Below are 15102 nucleotides of genomic sequence, written 5' to 3' on the forward strand. Positions count from 1 at the left end.
GAGGGTGAGGATGAACACTCCGGCTGTCCGCCCCGTATCCCTACCCGAAGGACGGGACGGAAGGAGAACGACGTGTCGACATCGCCCGAGCCCGGGCAACCGGACGACCGCCCGGTCCTCGAACCGATCCGCGTCCTGCGCCCGCGCCGCACCGACGCCCTCGCCGAACTGATGAAGGACATGCCCCCACGCACCACGGGCTTCGAGTCCGTGGTGATGCCGCGACGGCTGTCCGGCGAGGACTTCGGCGTCGAGGACGCGACCCAGGAGCTGCCACCGGTTCGCGCAGCCCGCCTCCGCCCCCGCCCCGGCTCCGGTCTGCGTCGCGCCGCCGTCGTGGTCGCCGTGGGCGCGGCGGCCCTGGTCGGCTTCGGCTGCGCGCTGCTGCTCCCGGGCCGGGCCGACGGCACCGCCGCGCCCGCGCCGTCCCCCACGCCCTCGACCCCGTCGACCGCACCGGCCGCCCCCGCCCCGGACCCCGACCCCGACGGCGCCGACACCCTTCGGCAGGGCGACAGCGGCCCCGAGGTGACCGACCTCCAGGAACGCCTGCTGCGCATCCCCGACGTCTACGCGAACGGCTCCACCGACGGCACCTACGACACCGTCCTCACCGAGGCCGTGGCCCGCTTCCAGCTCTGGTACGGCATCCGGGGCGACGAGACCGGCGTCTACGGCGACGACACCCGCCGCGACCTGGAATCCCGGACGAGCGCCGACGGCTGACCCGGCCACGGCACCTGTCGAACACCGGGCAACGCGAAGGGAAAAGAGCACGGGGCACACGCCGACAGGCGTCACCATGGGCGGCACCGCACACCTTGCCACCGAAGGCCACGCCGATGACCCTCTCCCGTATCCCCGGCCTCGTCCTGCCCGCCGTCTTCCTGCTGGCCCTCGTCATCGGCGCGTTCTGGTACTGGCGCCACCGCCACGACGACACGCCCTGACCGGCGTCGCCGTCGGCACCCGGGATCAGATCTCGTCGTACGGCACCCGGATGTCCAGCACACACACGTCGTCGCGGCGCTCGCCCTCCAGGAGCTCGGCCAGCAGCGGACGCAGCGATCCGGGGCCGTCGGCCTGGTGGCTCACGACGGCCTCGGCGAGCCGTTTCAGGCCCCGGTCGATGCCCTCGGACGGGCGCTCCACCAGTCCGTCCGTGTAGAGCATGAGCCGGTCGCCGGGTTCGAGCCGGCACTCGGCCTCCTCGAAGGCCGGGGAGCCGCTCGCCCCGAGGAGCATCCCGCTCGGCCGGCCCAGGTAGCGCACCTCACCCGCGCGCTGGAGCAGGGGTGGCGGGTGTCCCGCCTGCGCCCACACCAGACGGTGTTCGGCCGGGGAGTAGCGGGCCAGGACCATGGTGGCCGTGCCGTGCGAGTCGCGGGAGTGCAGCAGCAGGGTGTTGAGCCGGGCGAGGGCGCCGGTCAGCGAGGAGCCGGTGATGACCATGCCCTTGGCGGTGAACCGGAGCTGGGCCATGGTGGCGACGGCGTCGACGCCGTGACCCGCGACGTCGCCGACCACGAACAGGGCGTCGCCGTCGGGCAGTTCGATGGCGCTGAACCAGTCGCCGCCGACGTGGACCCCTGACTGGGCGGGCAGATAGGCCACTTCGACGCGCAGTCCGGCCAGACTCAGGGGATGGGTGGGCAGCGGAAGCAGCGCGTGCTGGAGCCGGGCGGCGAGGGTGCGCTCGGTGCGCAGCACGTCGTGCTGCGTGAGGATGGCCTGTTCGCTCTCGACGAGGGCGAGTTCGGCTCGGCGCTGCGCGGTGAGGTCCTGGAGGAAGCCGTGCACCTCGACGGGGACGCCCTGTGCGTCCGTGACCGCCTCGGCGACCACCCGCAGATGCCGGACGCCGTCGGCGGCCCTGATCCGGAAGGGCACCGCGAGTGGCCGGCCGCGGCGCACGAGGTCCCCGACGGCACGGGTCAGCGCGGGCACGTCCTCGGCCAGGGCGAGCTCGGGCAGTGCGGTGATCCGCAGCGGGCCGTCCGCGGGATCACGGTCGAGGACTGCGTAGACCTGGGAGGACCAGCCGACCTCGTGCGTGAGCAGGTTCCAGTTCGCCCAGCCGAGGTTGCCGAGCCGCTGTACGTCCGCGAGCCGCTGTTCCTGGAGGTCGGAGGAGTCGTGCCGGATCCAGGTGAGGGCGAGCGAGCCGCCCAGCTTCGCCACCCGCACCGTGTAGGTGGACAGTTCGGAGATCCCGGCCACCATCGCCTGCTGGGCGAAGGGCTCTCCGTCGTACGGCTCCCCGCTGGTGAGGGTGTGCAGACAGCCCTGCCACAGCGGCTCGTCGGCGAGGTTCGGGAAGCACTCGAGGAGCCGTAGCCCGACCAGTTCACGGCCGGTGCGGCCGAGGGCGTCGAACGCCTCCTCGGTCGCGGCGGCGACGCGGTAGTCCTCGACCTCGCCGGACGCGGCACGCAGCGGGGTGAGCAGCAGACTGGCGCCGGGCAGTGCGTCGAACACCGTCTGGACGGCGTCGTCGGCGGCCGGTTCGGTCCGCGAGTCGAAGGCGCGCAGCCGGCCGGCGCAGAGCTGGGCGACGGCCACCAGGTGTTCCCGGTGGTGCGGGGCGAACGCTCCACCCTGGGCGCGCAGGAAGCCGATGCAGACCTCGGCGGTGTCCTGGGTGACCACCGGCACCCAGGCGCGGGACAGCCAGCGCTCGGGAGGGTTGCCGATCAGCAGGTGCCGCTCGCTGTCCGAGCGGATGTCCTCCAGCCACCGCGGCTCGCGGGTCCGCAGCGACTCCAGGGCGGCGATGCCGCTGAGCGGTGGCACATGGCGCCACTGGGCGGCCAGCGTCTCGTCGATGCCGGCGTGCCCGATCAGCGCCAGGCCTCCGGAGGGCAGGAGGGTGTAGATCATGATGGCGTCGGCCTCGGCGCCCGGCGACAGATGTTCCAGCAGACACCGGGCCAGGTCCTGGGGTGTGCCCACGCGCACCAGGGCCTTGCCGAGCCGGCTCAGGTCGGTGGTGTCGTGCTGGACGAGCGTCGTCTCGGGCCGGGCGGCGTGGAGGTCCGGCCCGGGCGCGCCGGCCGACAAGGGTGGAACCAGGTCGCCGAGGGTGAGCCAGCACTCCTCCAGCAGTGTGCGGTGGGCCGCCTTGGCGCGCTTGACCAGTTCCTCTCCGGCCGCGTCCGGAGAACAGCCGGTCAGCGCCATCACGGCGCCCTTCGCCCGCTCCACGACGGTCGAGGTCGCAGCCTGGTCCCGCAACCGGTCCATCTCGGCACGCTGCCGGGCGACGATCTTGGCCAGCGCGGCCGTGTCGGGGGCGGTACCGGAATCCGAGGGGATGGCGGGCTCGCTCGTCACGCCCCGAGCATTGCACACGTGGACCGCCCCGAGGGGAGTCTTGTGGGGACCGACTTCACTCGAAAGTGCCGGGTCAGGTCACCTGGTCCGGGGAGCCTTCGTCAGCGTCCGGCGTTCTGGTCGATCAAGGCCCGGGTCACCGCGCGGACGCTGCGCGCGATGTGCTGGAGTTGCAGTACCTCCGCCGCGTACAGCTTGATCGTGTGCTCGATGACCGACTCGGGCAGTCCGAGCCCGGGCAGGTCCGCGCGGGCCGTCTGGAGGGCGGTGCGGGCGACCCGGATCTCGTGCTGGACCTGGATCTGCGCGTGCCGGGCGAGGAGGACGGGGTGGCGGATGAGGGCCGGGTAGCTGGCGTAGCGCGCCGGCACCAGCTCGCGCAGCCACTTGGCGGCCGAGCGCTCCCAGTCGTAGCTGCCGGGCGGCTTGACCTGACAGGGCCAGTCCTGGGTGATGCGCGTCGTCGTCGTGACAGTCATGGTCATCGCTTCCCGGTGTGCGGCGTCGTGCGGGGTGGTCCGACGGTTGTGGGCGGCCCCGGCCTAGGGGATGACCGGGGCCGCAGCGGGCGCTCGCGCAGGCGATGCCCGATCGAACATCCGCGGCGCCGACGCGGGTAGGAGACGGCGGCTTCGGATGTCCGTGCAGGAGCCCGGGACGGCAGACGGTGCCCACGCGGAGGATCGTGCGGGGTGCGCATGGGCGGACCGTCGGCTTTCTACGGGCGACTCTGGGTGAGGGTTGGGCGGGTGGGGACGGGGGTGCGGAACGAGTTCCGGGAGCGGCCCGGTCGCGATCCGTGAGCAGTATTTATATATGCCGTCCGCTTTGCAAGACGTATGAAAACATTCATGTGTGATGTGGGCAGGATGATCCCTTTGTGAGTTGCTTCGTCGGGAGTGGCCGAAGAGGCCGGAAGCGGGGTCAGTCCCGCAGGAAGAACTGGTGCTGCTCGGAGATCTGCTCGTACTCCTCGAGCCGCGCCTGGGTGCGCTCGGGATCCGCGTCCGTCATGGCCTGGAGCAGTGCGGCGGCCATCACGCCGGGGGCGGCGTAGGAGTCGAACACCAGGCGGGAGCCGGTGCCGGTGGCGAAGACCACGTCCGCCTCGTCGGCCATCGGGCCGAGCGCCAGGTCGGTGATCAGGGCGACCTTCAGCCCCGCGCTGCGGGCCACCCGCACCGCCGTGAGCGTCTCCTGCGCGTGCCGGGGCATCGAGAACGCCAGCACCCAGGTGCCACCGGCCTCACGGGACTGAAGCAGCGCGTCGTAGGCGACGCTCCCGCCCAGCGTCACCAGCCGCACGTCGGGATGGACGCGCCGCGCCGCGTAGGCGAAGTACTCGGCCAGCGACACCGAGATGCGCACGCCGAGGACGGTCAGCGGCGTTGACGCCGACAGCTTGCGGCCGATGTCGATGACCTGGTCGGGGTCGGCGAAGTCGCGGCGCAGGTTCTCCAGGTTCTCGATCTCGGCGTCCACCGCGGCCTGCAGTTCGTTGCCCTGGTTCTCCTCGGCCGCGACGGGTCCGCCGGCCAGGGTGCCCAGCGCGATGGACTGGAGTTTCTCGCGCAGGGCGGGGTAGCCGCTGAAGCCGACCGCCGCCGCGAACCGGGTCACCGACGGCTGGCTGACCCCGACGCGCTCGGCGAGGTCGGTGATCGAGAGGAAGGCCGCCTCGGTGATGTGCTCGATCAGGTACTGGGCGATCCGGCGCTGTCCCGGAGACAGTCGCGGCCGGTCGAAGAGGGTCCTGAGCTGGGAAGTCGGTGCGGCCTCAGCCTCCGGTCCCGACCTGCCCGAAGTGATGGCGGATGCCTGCGCACGTGCCTGCTGAAGCGAGGTCACGGGTGCGTCTCCTTTGTCTTCCACAGTGCCTCAACATAGCTCACACACCCCCGTGACCAGGGGTTGTGGACGGGCCTCGGGAACTCGGCGGACGCATGCTCAAGTTGCTCACGAGGGACGGATGTCACCGTCGATAGACGGTGATCGAATGACCAATATGGTCGATCGAACGCGCGCTGTCGATCAGTTCGGCCAGTCGTCCGGTGGCCTTCGCGGCCGCCGAGTCCGACACCACGAGCAGCCCGCGCACCGCGTCCGGCTCCGCCTTGCGCGGATCGGCCGCCTCGATGCCGTAGTACGACGGCACTCCGGCGCCCTTGTACACGAGCCAGACCCGCTCACCCGGATACCGCTCCCGCAGCCGGTCGGCGAGGCGCCCCAGGTCCTGCCCCCAGTCCACATTGGAGTCGTGCAGCCGCAGATGCGTCTTGTCCGGACCGCCGAACGATTCGTTGGCATAGGGCAGATAGAACGGATAGGTACGCACCGAGCTGACCGCGACGAACAGCACCAGCGCCCCGGCGGCGGCACCGGCCCACCGCCATCGCACCGCGAGGAACCCGGACGCCGCCACCGCGAGGAACATCGGCACGAAGATCGCGTACCGGGTGCCGAAGTCCCGCGACCCGGTCATCGCCGCACCGAGCAGCACGGCGGTGGGCACCAGCAGATAGGGCGCCGCGGGCCGCAGCCGCCGCACCGCCACCACCGCGACGGCACCCGCGAGCCACAGCGCCAGCATCCCGAGCGGCGTCTTCACCAGCAGCGCGGCCGGCAGGTAGTACCAGAGGGACCCGGTGTAGAGCCGCCCGAACAGAAAGCCCTGCCACGGATAGTCCTCGAAGCCGAACTGCACCCGCATCCCGTCCCGGTACGCCTCCGGGAACGGCAGCAGATCGACGAGCAGCGCCCGCGCCCCGTGCACGGCCGGCACCTGCTCCTGTGGCGCCCAGCGCAACCGCGGATCGACCACGAGATACGACGCCCATACGACGACCAGGGCGCCCAGCGCGACGACGGCGGCGCCGCCGAGCGCGCGCACCACCGCCCGGTGCCGGTTCCTCGCTCCCGGCGCCAGGTCACCCGCGCCTGGTTCCCCGGCGCGCCACACCGACCAGGCCGCGAGCGCCAGCAGCACCGGAACCGCCGCCAGCGTGCTCATCTTGGTGGCCAGCGCGGCCCCGGCGGCCAGTCCGGCGAGCGGCACGTACAGCCGCGGCCGGCGCCGGGCCCGCCACAGCAGCCACACCGACGTCAGCAGGAACCCGGCCGCGGGTACGTCGAGCGTGGCGAGGGAGCCATGGGTGATGAGGTCGGGGGAGAAGGCGTACAGGGCCAGGGCCAGCAGACCGCCGGTGGAGCCCATCAGGTCGCGGGCGAAGGCGAACACCACCAGTCCGAACGCCAGCGTCAGCACGATCACCGGCAGCCGGGCCCACAGCATCACCCGCCAGGGGTCGTTGCCCGACTCGTACAGCAGATGCCGCCCCACCTGACCCTGGTCACCCGTGAAGGACGCGTCGTAGTGCGGGTCGGCGAACGCGATGCCGACCTCGACGATCAGCTTGCCCAGGGGCGGGTGTTCGGGGTTGTAGCGGACGCGGTGCTCATGGAGGTAGTCGGTGGCCGTGGCCACGTACACGGGCTCGTCGATGGTCGGCGTCTGCTGCACCGCCGTCGTCACCATCGCGACGGTCATCTGGGCGAGCAGCAGACCCACCAGGAGCGGCACGAGCCAGGGCCGCCGTCGCGGCGGGCGCGCGGGGGCGGTGGGGAGGGGTTCCCGGTCCAGGACCGAGTGCAGTTCGCGCGCCATCATCCGCCCCGCGATGACAGGGACCGCGCGGGAGCGGGAGCGATGCCGGGACGCCTCATGCGCCCACTCTGCACCAGCTCCCGCCCCCGGGGGAGGTCACCGCTTCAGGAGTCGTACCGACAGACCTTCCGCCGTGTAGACGGGTACGGCCCGCAGCGTGTCGGAGTTCAGCTCCACGCGGTCGAACCGGCCGCGCAGCCCCGCCGCGCTCAGCACCCGGACCACGCTGCCGGCCGTCGGCGGCTTCTCGGCGTCCAGGTGCAGCCTCAGCACGCTGCCGATGCCGAGCACCGCACGGCGCGTGACCTCGAGCGCGGGACCGCGGCCCGAGCGCAGGGTGACGTCGAGCGCGGCGGACTCCTGGGCGTAACTGCCGTGTATCTGCACCGACTTGGTCGTCGTCACCGTCAGCGCGCCGCCGGAGACACGGACGTCGCCGTGGCCGAGGGCGTGGGCGGAGGCGGCGGCCAGCACGCCCTCCTTGACGACGGTGCCGCCCGTGTACCGGTTGTGGCCGGTCAGGGTGAGCGTGCCGGTGCCCCGCTTGGTGAGGCCACCGCAGCCGTCGATGTCGTTGCGCCAGCTGTCGGCGGCCTGGAAGCCGCCGGCCGACGCGTCGAGGGTGACGGTGACGTCGGAGTCGAAGGAGCCGTAACCGTCCGCCGCGGCGAACAGGTTGAGGCGGCCCCACTGCTCCCAGCCGTCCAGCAGGACGTACCCCGAGGGCAGCGCGGTCGTGCGCAGCACCTCGCGCCGCTGCTCCGCGTCCAGGTAGGGCAGCCGCGTCTCAAGGAGCACCTCCGCGCCCTTGGGCACGGTCAGCGGCTCGCTCCGACCGTGCCGGGTGAGGACGTACGTCAACTTGGGCGCGACCAGGCGGGCGTTGGCGTCGCGGTCGGCGTAGGCGTCGCCGGTGTCCGGGTGGGCGTAGGCGAACAGGGTGTCGGCGGTCGTGCCGGTCTGCTGCTGGAAGTAGGCGAGGGCCTGGGCGCGGGCGGCGGCCTTGAGGTCGGCGTTCGCGGAGTCGGCCAGCGCGGCGGCGGCGAGGGCGGTGGCCATGACCCGGCCGCCGAGCACGTCGACGGTGGAGTGCATGCCGGACATGATCCGGGTGTGGCTGAGTTCGAAGGCGCGGGTCACCAGCTCCTGGAACCGCTCCGGCACCGCGTACGCGAACGCCAGTGCCGCCAGGTGGAAGGCGTTGGTGTGACCGCTCGGGAAGCCGCCGTCCTCGGCCGCGTTGGTGCCGCGCTGACGCAGCAGCTGCGTCACGACGACCACGTCCGAGTCGTACACCGGGAAGCCGAGCGCGTCGGTCTTCCCGGTGTCGACGACCTCGCTGTCCTCGTTCATGCGCCACGGACGCGGGTACTGGAAGGCGAACTTGGCCGGGTTGCCGGAGGCGAACGGACCGCGCACGGTGTCCACCAGCTTGGCCACCTGGCCGAGGTCGGAGGTGTACGAGCCGGCGCCGAGCGCGGATCCGGCGGGCGCGTCGGCGGGGACGGCGTCGCTGATCGTGGTCGCGGGCGTGGTGTCCGGCGCGCTGGTGATCGAAGTGACCGCCTTGGCGCCCGACTTGTACAGGTCGGCGAGCGGACCGAGCGCGCCGATCATGGCGTAGCTCTGGTGCTGGCGGTCGTAGACGAACGCCTCCCTCGCCTGCGCCTCGGTGCGTGCCTGGGTGAGACGGGCGCAGTAGCGCATGTTGGCGCGCAGGATCTCCGGCAGCAGCGGGGTGCCGGTGTTCCAGGCGCCGCCGGTCTTCCAGATCTCGGCGAAGCCGCCGAGGGCGCGGATGACCGCGTTGGTCTCGGGCGTCTGGTTCGCGACGACGTTCGTCCTGTAGTCGTCGACGAACGCGAGGGCGGCGGTGGCGGCCTTGGCGTCGGCGGCGCCCAGCCAGGAGGCGAAGGTGGGCGCGGCCAGTACACCGGCCGAGACGCCCAGGGACGTCCGGAGGAACCCCCTTCTGCTCGGGGCGAGTTCACTGACCGGCGAGTGCGAGCGGGGCCCGGCGGTTGACGGCATGCGGCTGCCTCTCTTGAGTTCTTCGGCCGTGACGGCCGGGGGAGTCGTGCGAAGGACCGCCGTGGGGCGCGGGGGACCGAACGGGCCGTATGCGCTTTCTGCGGCGTACGAGCGAAGATCTACGGGCGAGTCGTGTCGGACCGGTGTGGGCCCGGCGTACGGCAGGTGTCACAGGAGTGAACGCGCCAGCGCCACCGCCCCCTCGACCGGCGGCACCCGCAGCGGCTGTGGCCGCGCTGTCGCAACCCTGTCGGCGAGGGCGGTGGTGAAGGCGTCGTACAAGAGGGGTTGGGCGAGGATCGTGCCGCCCGCCACCACCACGTCGTCGACCGCGACGCCGCGTGCGGCGAGGCGTTCGACCAGGGCGGCGAGGTCCCGGCCGCCTTCGGCGATCACCGTGCGGGCGAGTGCCGAGCCCGCGTCGGCGGCGGCGAACACGGCGGGGGCGTGCCGGCCCCATTCCGCGGAGACGTCCTGGGCGCGTTCGAGTGCCGCGCCGAGGGCGGGCACTTCGGGCACCTCGAAGGCGGCGATCAGACCGGCGGCAAGGGCGTCGGGCTCCTCCCCGCGGTCGTGGGCGGCCCATACGGCGCGTGCGGCCTCGCGGACGAGACCGGCCGAGCCGCCCTCGTCACCGAGGACCGCGCCCCAGCCGCCGACCTGGACGAGGGAGCCGTCGGCGGTCCTGCCGACGGCGACCGAACCGGTGCCGGCCACCAGGCCGACACCCTTGTCCAGGCCCGCCGCGGGGGCGAGCAGTTCGGCGTCGCCCACGACCAGCGCGGGCACGTCGAAGTGGAGTTGCAGTGCGGTGCGGATCTGGGCGCACTGACGAGGGGTCTCGCAGGCGTGCCCGCCGACGGCGAGGGCGGTCGGGCGCACGCCGGTCGGCAGGGCTTCGGCGACCAGCGCGGCCAGCCAGCCGACGGCGGCCACGGGGTCGTGGGGCCGCCAGCCGAGACTGAGGCGGACGTGGTCGGTCACCGGGGTGTCTCCCGCGAGCGCACGCAGGTGCGTCTTGGTGCCACCCACGTCGATGCCCAGCACGAGCGGGCCGGAAAACGAGGCTTCCCGCACGGATCCTCTTTCGTCGTTGCGTAGTGCTGCGACGGCGGGCGAACCGTGCCTGGAAGAAGGGCAGTTCAGGAGCTAGCGAAGCCCCGGGACGGGCTTCTGACGGACCACGGCAGGCGAGTACCGTGACGTTCGTTAGGAAGTTAACTAACGAAGTACAGTGCGTCAAGAGAAATCGCGTACTCGGCCTCCGGGCGGGCCCCAGCGGGCCCCGTGGGGCGGGAACGCGTGACGTCATGGCATTCCATCGCCGCACCCCGATCAGACGCTTCGAGCCGGGGCACGGCGCTCGACCTGTGTGGGAGAACTGTGGAACACGACGTGGCGGAAGCCCCCCGTCTGACCGAGAGCGCCAGCGCTGTCTTCGCCGTGCTCGCGCGGGCCGGCACGGCGACCCGCCCGCAGCTCGCGAGCCTGGCGGGCCTGTCGAAGCCGACGGTGTCCTCCGCCGTCGCGGAACTCGAGAGCGCCGGTCTCGCCGCCCACTCCGGCACCGCCTCCGGGGCCACCGGCCGCTCCGCCGCCGTGTACGGCCTGGGGCCCGCCGCCGGCGCGGTGCTCGCCGTCGACCTCGGTCCCGCCCTGACCCGGGTGCGTGGCTGCGCCCTGGACGGAACCCTGCTGGCCCAGGCCACCGGCTCCCGGGACGAGGCCGCCGACGTGGTCCGCGAGGCCGTCTTCGCGCTGCCCGACGGGGCCCCGGTGCGCTCCATCGTCGTCGCCGTCGGTGATGTCACCGCGGGGGAGGACGGCCGGGGCCAGCGCCCGGCCACCGCGAAGGCGGGGCCCGTCTTCGACGCCGTCACCGTCGCCCTGCCCCGGGGCGTGCCGGTCCACCTGGAGAACAACGTCAACTGCGCCGCGCTCGCCGAACTGCACGAGGGCGCCGCCCGCGGCCGGGCCTCCTTCGGCTATCTGCGGATCGGCGTCGGTATCGGTCTCGGCATCGTCGTGGGCGGCCAGGTGCTGCGCGGGGCGAACGGGGCCGCAGGTGAGCTGGCCCGGCTGCCCTACCCCTGGGACGACGGCGTGGAGCCGCGCCAGGAGGCCCTGGAGGAGTACATCGGCGCCCGCTCGCTGGTCCGCCGGGCCGCCGAGGCCTGGCCTGAGGGTGACGGGCCCTGTCCGCGTACCGCCGACGAGCTCTTCGCGCACGCCCGGGAGGGCCGTGCGACGGCCCGTACGGTCGTGGACCGCCATGCCGCCGACATCGGCCGCCTCGCCGCCGCCGTCACCGCCGTACTGGACCCCGGGCTGATCGTTCTCGGTGGCAGTACGGGCGCCGATCCGCAGCTCCTGGACGGGGTGCGGGCGGAGATGGCGCGGCTGAGCTGGCCGACCGAGGTGGTCAGCAGCACGGTCGGTGATCTCGGCACCGTCGTGGGTGCCTCGCGGCTCGCCGTCGCCCGGGGAGTCCAAACCGTGACCGATGTGGCGCGGGCCAAGGATTGACGGTTTCCGGCTCGGTCTGCCAATGTCCGGACAAGCGCTTTCTAAGTCGGCCGGGACGCCGGCTTGGAGCGAGCGTCCCGCCCGTACGCGACGTACGGCAACCGCACGAGGGCGTGCCCGTGCGGTGACGGCCAGGACGGCCGGGGATCCTCGCCCGCAAGGAAGACGCGGCCGGGCGAGGCCGCGCCCCCCAGAAAGTGACTTTTCCTGCAAAATGCACCCGTGCCGCCCAGGTCGGCGCCGTGCTCCGTCCCCTGCGACGAAAAAGGGATCGAAGATGACCAATGTAGGTGCGCGGCGCTCTCGCCGGCTCGGCCGTGGCGGTATGCGCCGCGTTGTCCCCCTCGCTGCCGTTGCCTCGGCAGGTGCCCTGCTGCTGACCGCCTGTGGCGGGGGCGGCGACTCGGGCGGTACCTCCAAGTCGCTGACGTTCTGGATCTCCACGGTTCCGGGGCAGGACGCGGGCTGGAAGAAGATGGTGGCGCAGTACAAGAAGGAAACCGGCGTCGCCGTCAAGCTCGTCAACATCCCCTACGACGGCTACACGACGAAGCTGCACAACGCCGCCCAGGCGAACTCGCTGCCGGACGTCGCGGCCGTGCCGGCGCTGGACCCGATCTGGTCGAACAAGCTGATCGACCTCAGCTCGATCGCCAACAACAAGACCAACAAGATCAACGGCAACTTCGTCGCCAAGGACTCGTCCGGGAAGGTGCTGTCCATCCCCTCGGACGTCACCGCGTCCGGCATGTTCATCAACAAGTCGCTGTTCGAGAAGGCCGGCGTCGCCTACCCGACCTCGCCCGACAAGACCTGGACCTGGGACGAGTTCATCAAGGCGGCCAACAAGGTCCGTGAGAAGACCGACGCCAAGTACTCGCTGACCTTCGACCAGTCGCCGTCGCGACTGCGCGCCATGGTGTACGAGATGGGCGGCAAGTACGTCCACGCCGACGACTCCGGCAAGTTCTCGGTGGACGACGCCACCAAGAAGGCCGTGAACACCTTCGTCGGCTGGAACGACGACAAGACCATGCCGAAGTCGGTGTGGACGAGCGGCGCCGACCCGTCCGCCATGTTCCAGAGCGGTGACGTCGTCGCCTACTGGTCCGGTGTGTGGCAGGTGCCCGCGTTCGCGGACAGCATCAAGAAGTTCGAGTGGGCGAGCGTCCCGACCCCGGCCCAGCCGGTGCAGGCCAGTGACGTCAACAGCGGCGGCATGACGGTCGGCTTCAACAACAACGCCGACGCCTCCAAGGCCGCGACGAAGTTCCTGTCCTGGCTGTACGAGCCGGCCCACTACAAGGCGCTGTGCGAGGCGTCCGGCTTCCTGCCGGTCGAGAGCGGTCTGAACCCGGAGTACCCCTTCAAGTCCGAGGCGGCGCAGGCGGCGTTCAAGCTCTACAACGAGGAGATCCCGCTCTACGACCCGATCTCCGGCTACTTCAACAGCGCGCAGACCAACTGGGTGCTGAAGGGCAAGAGCCTCACCGAGGACCCGACCAAGACGGAGCTCGGCAAGGCGATCAACGGCCAGCAGTCGGCCGACAAGGCCCTGCAGAACATCGTGGACGGCTACAACCAGCAGGTCGGCGGCTGAACGTAGGCCGGCAGGCCCGGGCGGCGGGGTCGAGACACCGCCGCCGCCCGGCCCCGGGACCTCCACTTGATGCCGGGCCCATGGTCTGAGCCCAGCGCAATCCATTCCCCCAGCACGGAGTCAGGAAGATGACAAAACGCGCCTCGGACGTGTCAGCGAGCCCGCCGAGCCGGACCAGGAGACGCAGCAAGTACACCCTCGCGCCGCTCGTCCTCATCGCGGCCAACGTCGTGCTCTTCTCGCTGTTCTTCGTGTGGCCCGCGGTGATCGGGCTCGTCTACTCGTTCACGAACTACACGGGTGTGGGGGCGTTCCAGTTCGTCGGACTGGACAACTACCAGAACCTGTTCGGCGACTCCACGTTCTACGACGCGCTGTCCCGGACGCTGCTGTACACCGTGCTCGTGGTGCCGCTGAACTTCGTGCTCTCGCTGCTCATCGCCAACCTGGTGGTGAGCAAGCAGGCCAAGGGCGCCTCGCTCGCCCGTGTCGTCTTCTTCGTGCCGTGGCTCATCTCGCCCATCGTCGTGGGCGTCCTGTGGCGGTGGCTGTTCGGTGAGAACTTCGGACTGATCAACTACGTCATCGAGAAGCTCGGCGGGAGCCCGATCGCGTGGCAGTCCAACGCCGACCTGTCGCTGGGCGTCGTGGTCATGGCCGGCGCCTGGTGGGGAACGGCCTTCTCGATGCTGCTGTTCATCGCCGCGATCAAGAACGTGCCCACCTCGTACTACGAGGCGGCCTCCCTCGACGGGGCGGGCCCCTGGCGCCAGTTCATGAGCATCACGCTGCCGAGCATCGCGCCCACCTCCTTCATCGTCATCCTGCTCAACACGATCAACGCGATGAAGGAATACCCGCTCTTCCTCGCCCTCAACAACGGCGGACCGGGCACGTCGAACAACCTGCTCGTCCAGTACATCTACCAAACCGGCTTCAAAACCGGCCAGATCGGCTACGCGAGCGCCGCGTCGTTCGTGCTCATGCTCATCCTGATGGCCGTCGCGATCATCCAGCTGATCGTCAACCGGCGGATGGAGAACCGATGACCACCACCGACACCCCGCGCAAGGTCGACACCGGTTCTGTCCGGGCCCTGTCCAAGAGACAGTCCCGCAACGGGCGCAGCGGTGGACTGCGGGCCGCGGTGCCCGCGACGACCCTGCTGTGGATCCTGGCCGCCCTCTACGGGCTCCCGGTGCTGTGGTTCGTCCTCAGCTCCTTCAAGCCGGCCGGAGACCTGTTCTCCCTGCCGCTGACCGTGCTCCCGCACAACCCCACCCTGTCGGGGTACAAGGCGGCCTGGGACAGCGCCAACTTCTCCCAGTACTTCATCAACACGGCCCTCGTGTGTGTGATCACCACGGTCCTCACCGTCGGCGCCAGTTGCTGCACCGGCTACGCCCTGGCCAAGTACGACAACAAGTGGCTCAAGTTCTTCTTCGTCTGCATCCTGGCCACCACGATGCTGCCGTCCGAGGTCATGCTCGCCCCGGAGTTCCTGGTCGTCCGCGACCTCGGCCTCTACAACTCCTTCGGCGGCATCATCCTCCCGGCGGTGCTCACCGCGACCGGCTGCTTCATGTTCCGCCAGTTCTTCCTGACGGTCCCCGACGAGCTCATCGAGGCCGCCCGTATCGACGGCGCCCGCGAACTGTCGATCTTCCTGCGGATCATGGTGCCGATCTCCCGGCCCATCATGCTGACGCTCGCCATCCTGTCCTTCCAGTGGCGCTGGAACGACTACATCTGGCCGCTGCTGATGCTCAACGACCCCGACAAGTTCACCGTGCAGATCGGCATCCAGAGCCTCGTCGGCGCGCAGAACATCAACTGGTCGGTGCTGCTGGGCGGTTCGGTCATCTCGATGATCCCGCTGATCGCCGTCTTCCTGGTGTTCCAGCGGTACGTCATGAACGCCGACATCAACGCAGGCCTGAAGGACTGA

11 protein-coding genes are annotated in these 15102 nt (G+C 71.0%); 5 read left to right on the plus strand and 6 right to left on the minus strand.

The window, feature by feature from the left end; all coding sequences use genetic code 11:
* Window positions 1–72: 72 nt before the first annotated feature.
* Window positions 73–726, plus strand: coding sequence for a peptidoglycan-binding protein (locus tag OG885_RS41470; protein ID WP_405741448.1), 654 nt, complete (start codon window positions 73–75; stop codon window positions 724–726).
* Between the two features lie 249 nt (window positions 727–975).
* On the opposite strand, the gene OG885_RS41475 is transcribed toward OG885_RS41470, so the two are convergent.
* The 6 genes from OG885_RS41475 to OG885_RS41500 all read right to left on the minus strand — a co-directional run bounded on the left by OG885_RS41475 (window position 976) and on the right by OG885_RS41500 (window position 10105).
* Window positions 976–3333, minus strand: a complete 2358-nt coding sequence (locus OG885_RS41475; RefSeq protein ID WP_405741451.1) for a SpoIIE family protein phosphatase — start codon at window positions 3331–3333, stop codon at window positions 976–978.
* Window positions 3334–3434: 101 nt separating this feature from the next.
* Window positions 3435–3818 carry a hypothetical protein gene (locus OG885_RS41480; RefSeq protein WP_399962103.1) on the minus strand — a complete coding sequence of 128 codons (384 nt, stop codon included), beginning with the start codon at window positions 3816–3818 and terminating at the stop codon, window positions 3435–3437.
* A gap of 439 nt (window positions 3819–4257) precedes the next feature.
* Window positions 4258–5181 (minus strand): MurR/RpiR family transcriptional regulator, encoded by a 924-nt coding sequence (locus tag OG885_RS41485; RefSeq protein WP_405741454.1) that lies wholly within the window; start codon window positions 5179–5181, stop codon window positions 4258–4260.
* A 124-nt stretch (window positions 5182–5305) separates the two neighbouring features.
* A complete protein-coding gene (locus OG885_RS41490; RefSeq protein WP_405741457.1) occupies window positions 5306–7000 on the minus strand; it encodes a phospholipid carrier-dependent glycosyltransferase in 1695 nt (564 codons plus the stop codon).
* 93 nt (window positions 7001–7093) lie between these two features.
* On the minus strand, window positions 7094–9028 hold the full coding sequence (locus OG885_RS41495; RefSeq protein WP_405741460.1) for a phosphatase PAP2 family protein: 1935 nt from the start codon (window positions 9026–9028) through the stop codon (window positions 7094–7096).
* 168 nt (window positions 9029–9196) lie between these two features.
* Window positions 9197–10105 carry a BadF/BadG/BcrA/BcrD ATPase family protein gene (locus tag OG885_RS41500; RefSeq protein WP_405741463.1) on the minus strand — a complete coding sequence of 303 codons (909 nt, stop codon included), beginning with the start codon at window positions 10103–10105 and terminating at the stop codon, window positions 9197–9199.
* A 318-nt stretch (window positions 10106–10423) separates the two neighbouring features.
* On the opposite strand from OG885_RS41500, the gene OG885_RS41505 reads away from it, so the two are divergent.
* From OG885_RS41505 to OG885_RS41520, 4 genes are all read left to right on the plus strand, one after another.
* Window positions 10424–11554, plus strand: coding sequence for an ROK family transcriptional regulator (locus tag OG885_RS41505; RefSeq protein ID WP_405741466.1), 1131 nt, complete (start codon window positions 10424–10426; stop codon window positions 11552–11554).
* Between the two features lie 277 nt (window positions 11555–11831).
* Window positions 11832–13154 (plus strand): ABC transporter substrate-binding protein, encoded by a 1323-nt coding sequence (locus tag OG885_RS41510; protein WP_405741469.1) that lies wholly within the window; start codon window positions 11832–11834, stop codon window positions 13152–13154.
* Between the two features lie 128 nt (window positions 13155–13282).
* Window positions 13283–14203 carry a carbohydrate ABC transporter permease gene (locus OG885_RS41515; RefSeq protein ID WP_405741472.1) on the plus strand — a complete coding sequence of 307 codons (921 nt, stop codon included), beginning with the start codon at window positions 13283–13285 and terminating at the stop codon, window positions 14201–14203.
* Window positions 14200–15102 carry a carbohydrate ABC transporter permease gene (locus OG885_RS41520; protein WP_405741475.1) on the plus strand — a complete coding sequence of 301 codons (903 nt, stop codon included), beginning with the start codon at window positions 14200–14202 and terminating at the stop codon, window positions 15100–15102. The genes OG885_RS41515 and OG885_RS41520 overlap by 4 nt, the downstream gene beginning before the upstream one ends.

This window comes from Streptomyces sp. NBC_00028 (assembly GCF_045041065.1).
Lineage (GTDB): Bacteria > Actinomycetota > Actinomycetes > Streptomycetales > Streptomycetaceae > Streptomyces.

Coding starts and splice junctions, on each gene's coding strand:
- OG885_RS41520 (WP_405741475.1), top strand. CDS start 14,200: ATGACCACCACCGACACCCCGCGCAAGGTCGACACCGGTTCTGTCCGG.
- OG885_RS41480 (WP_399962103.1), bottom strand. CDS start 3,818: ATGACCATGACTGTCACGACGACGACGCGCATCACCCAGGACTGGCCC.
- OG885_RS41495 (WP_405741460.1), bottom strand. CDS start 9,028: ATGCCGTCAACCGCCGGGCCCCGCTCGCACTCGCCGGTCAGTGAACTC.
- OG885_RS41510 (WP_405741469.1), top strand. CDS start 11,832: ATGACCAATGTAGGTGCGCGGCGCTCTCGCCGGCTCGGCCGTGGCGGT.
- OG885_RS41515 (WP_405741472.1), top strand. CDS start 13,283: ATGACAAAACGCGCCTCGGACGTGTCAGCGAGCCCGCCGAGCCGGACC.
- OG885_RS41490 (WP_405741457.1), bottom strand. CDS start 7,000: ATGATGGCGCGCGAACTGCACTCGGTCCTGGACCGGGAACCCCTCCCC.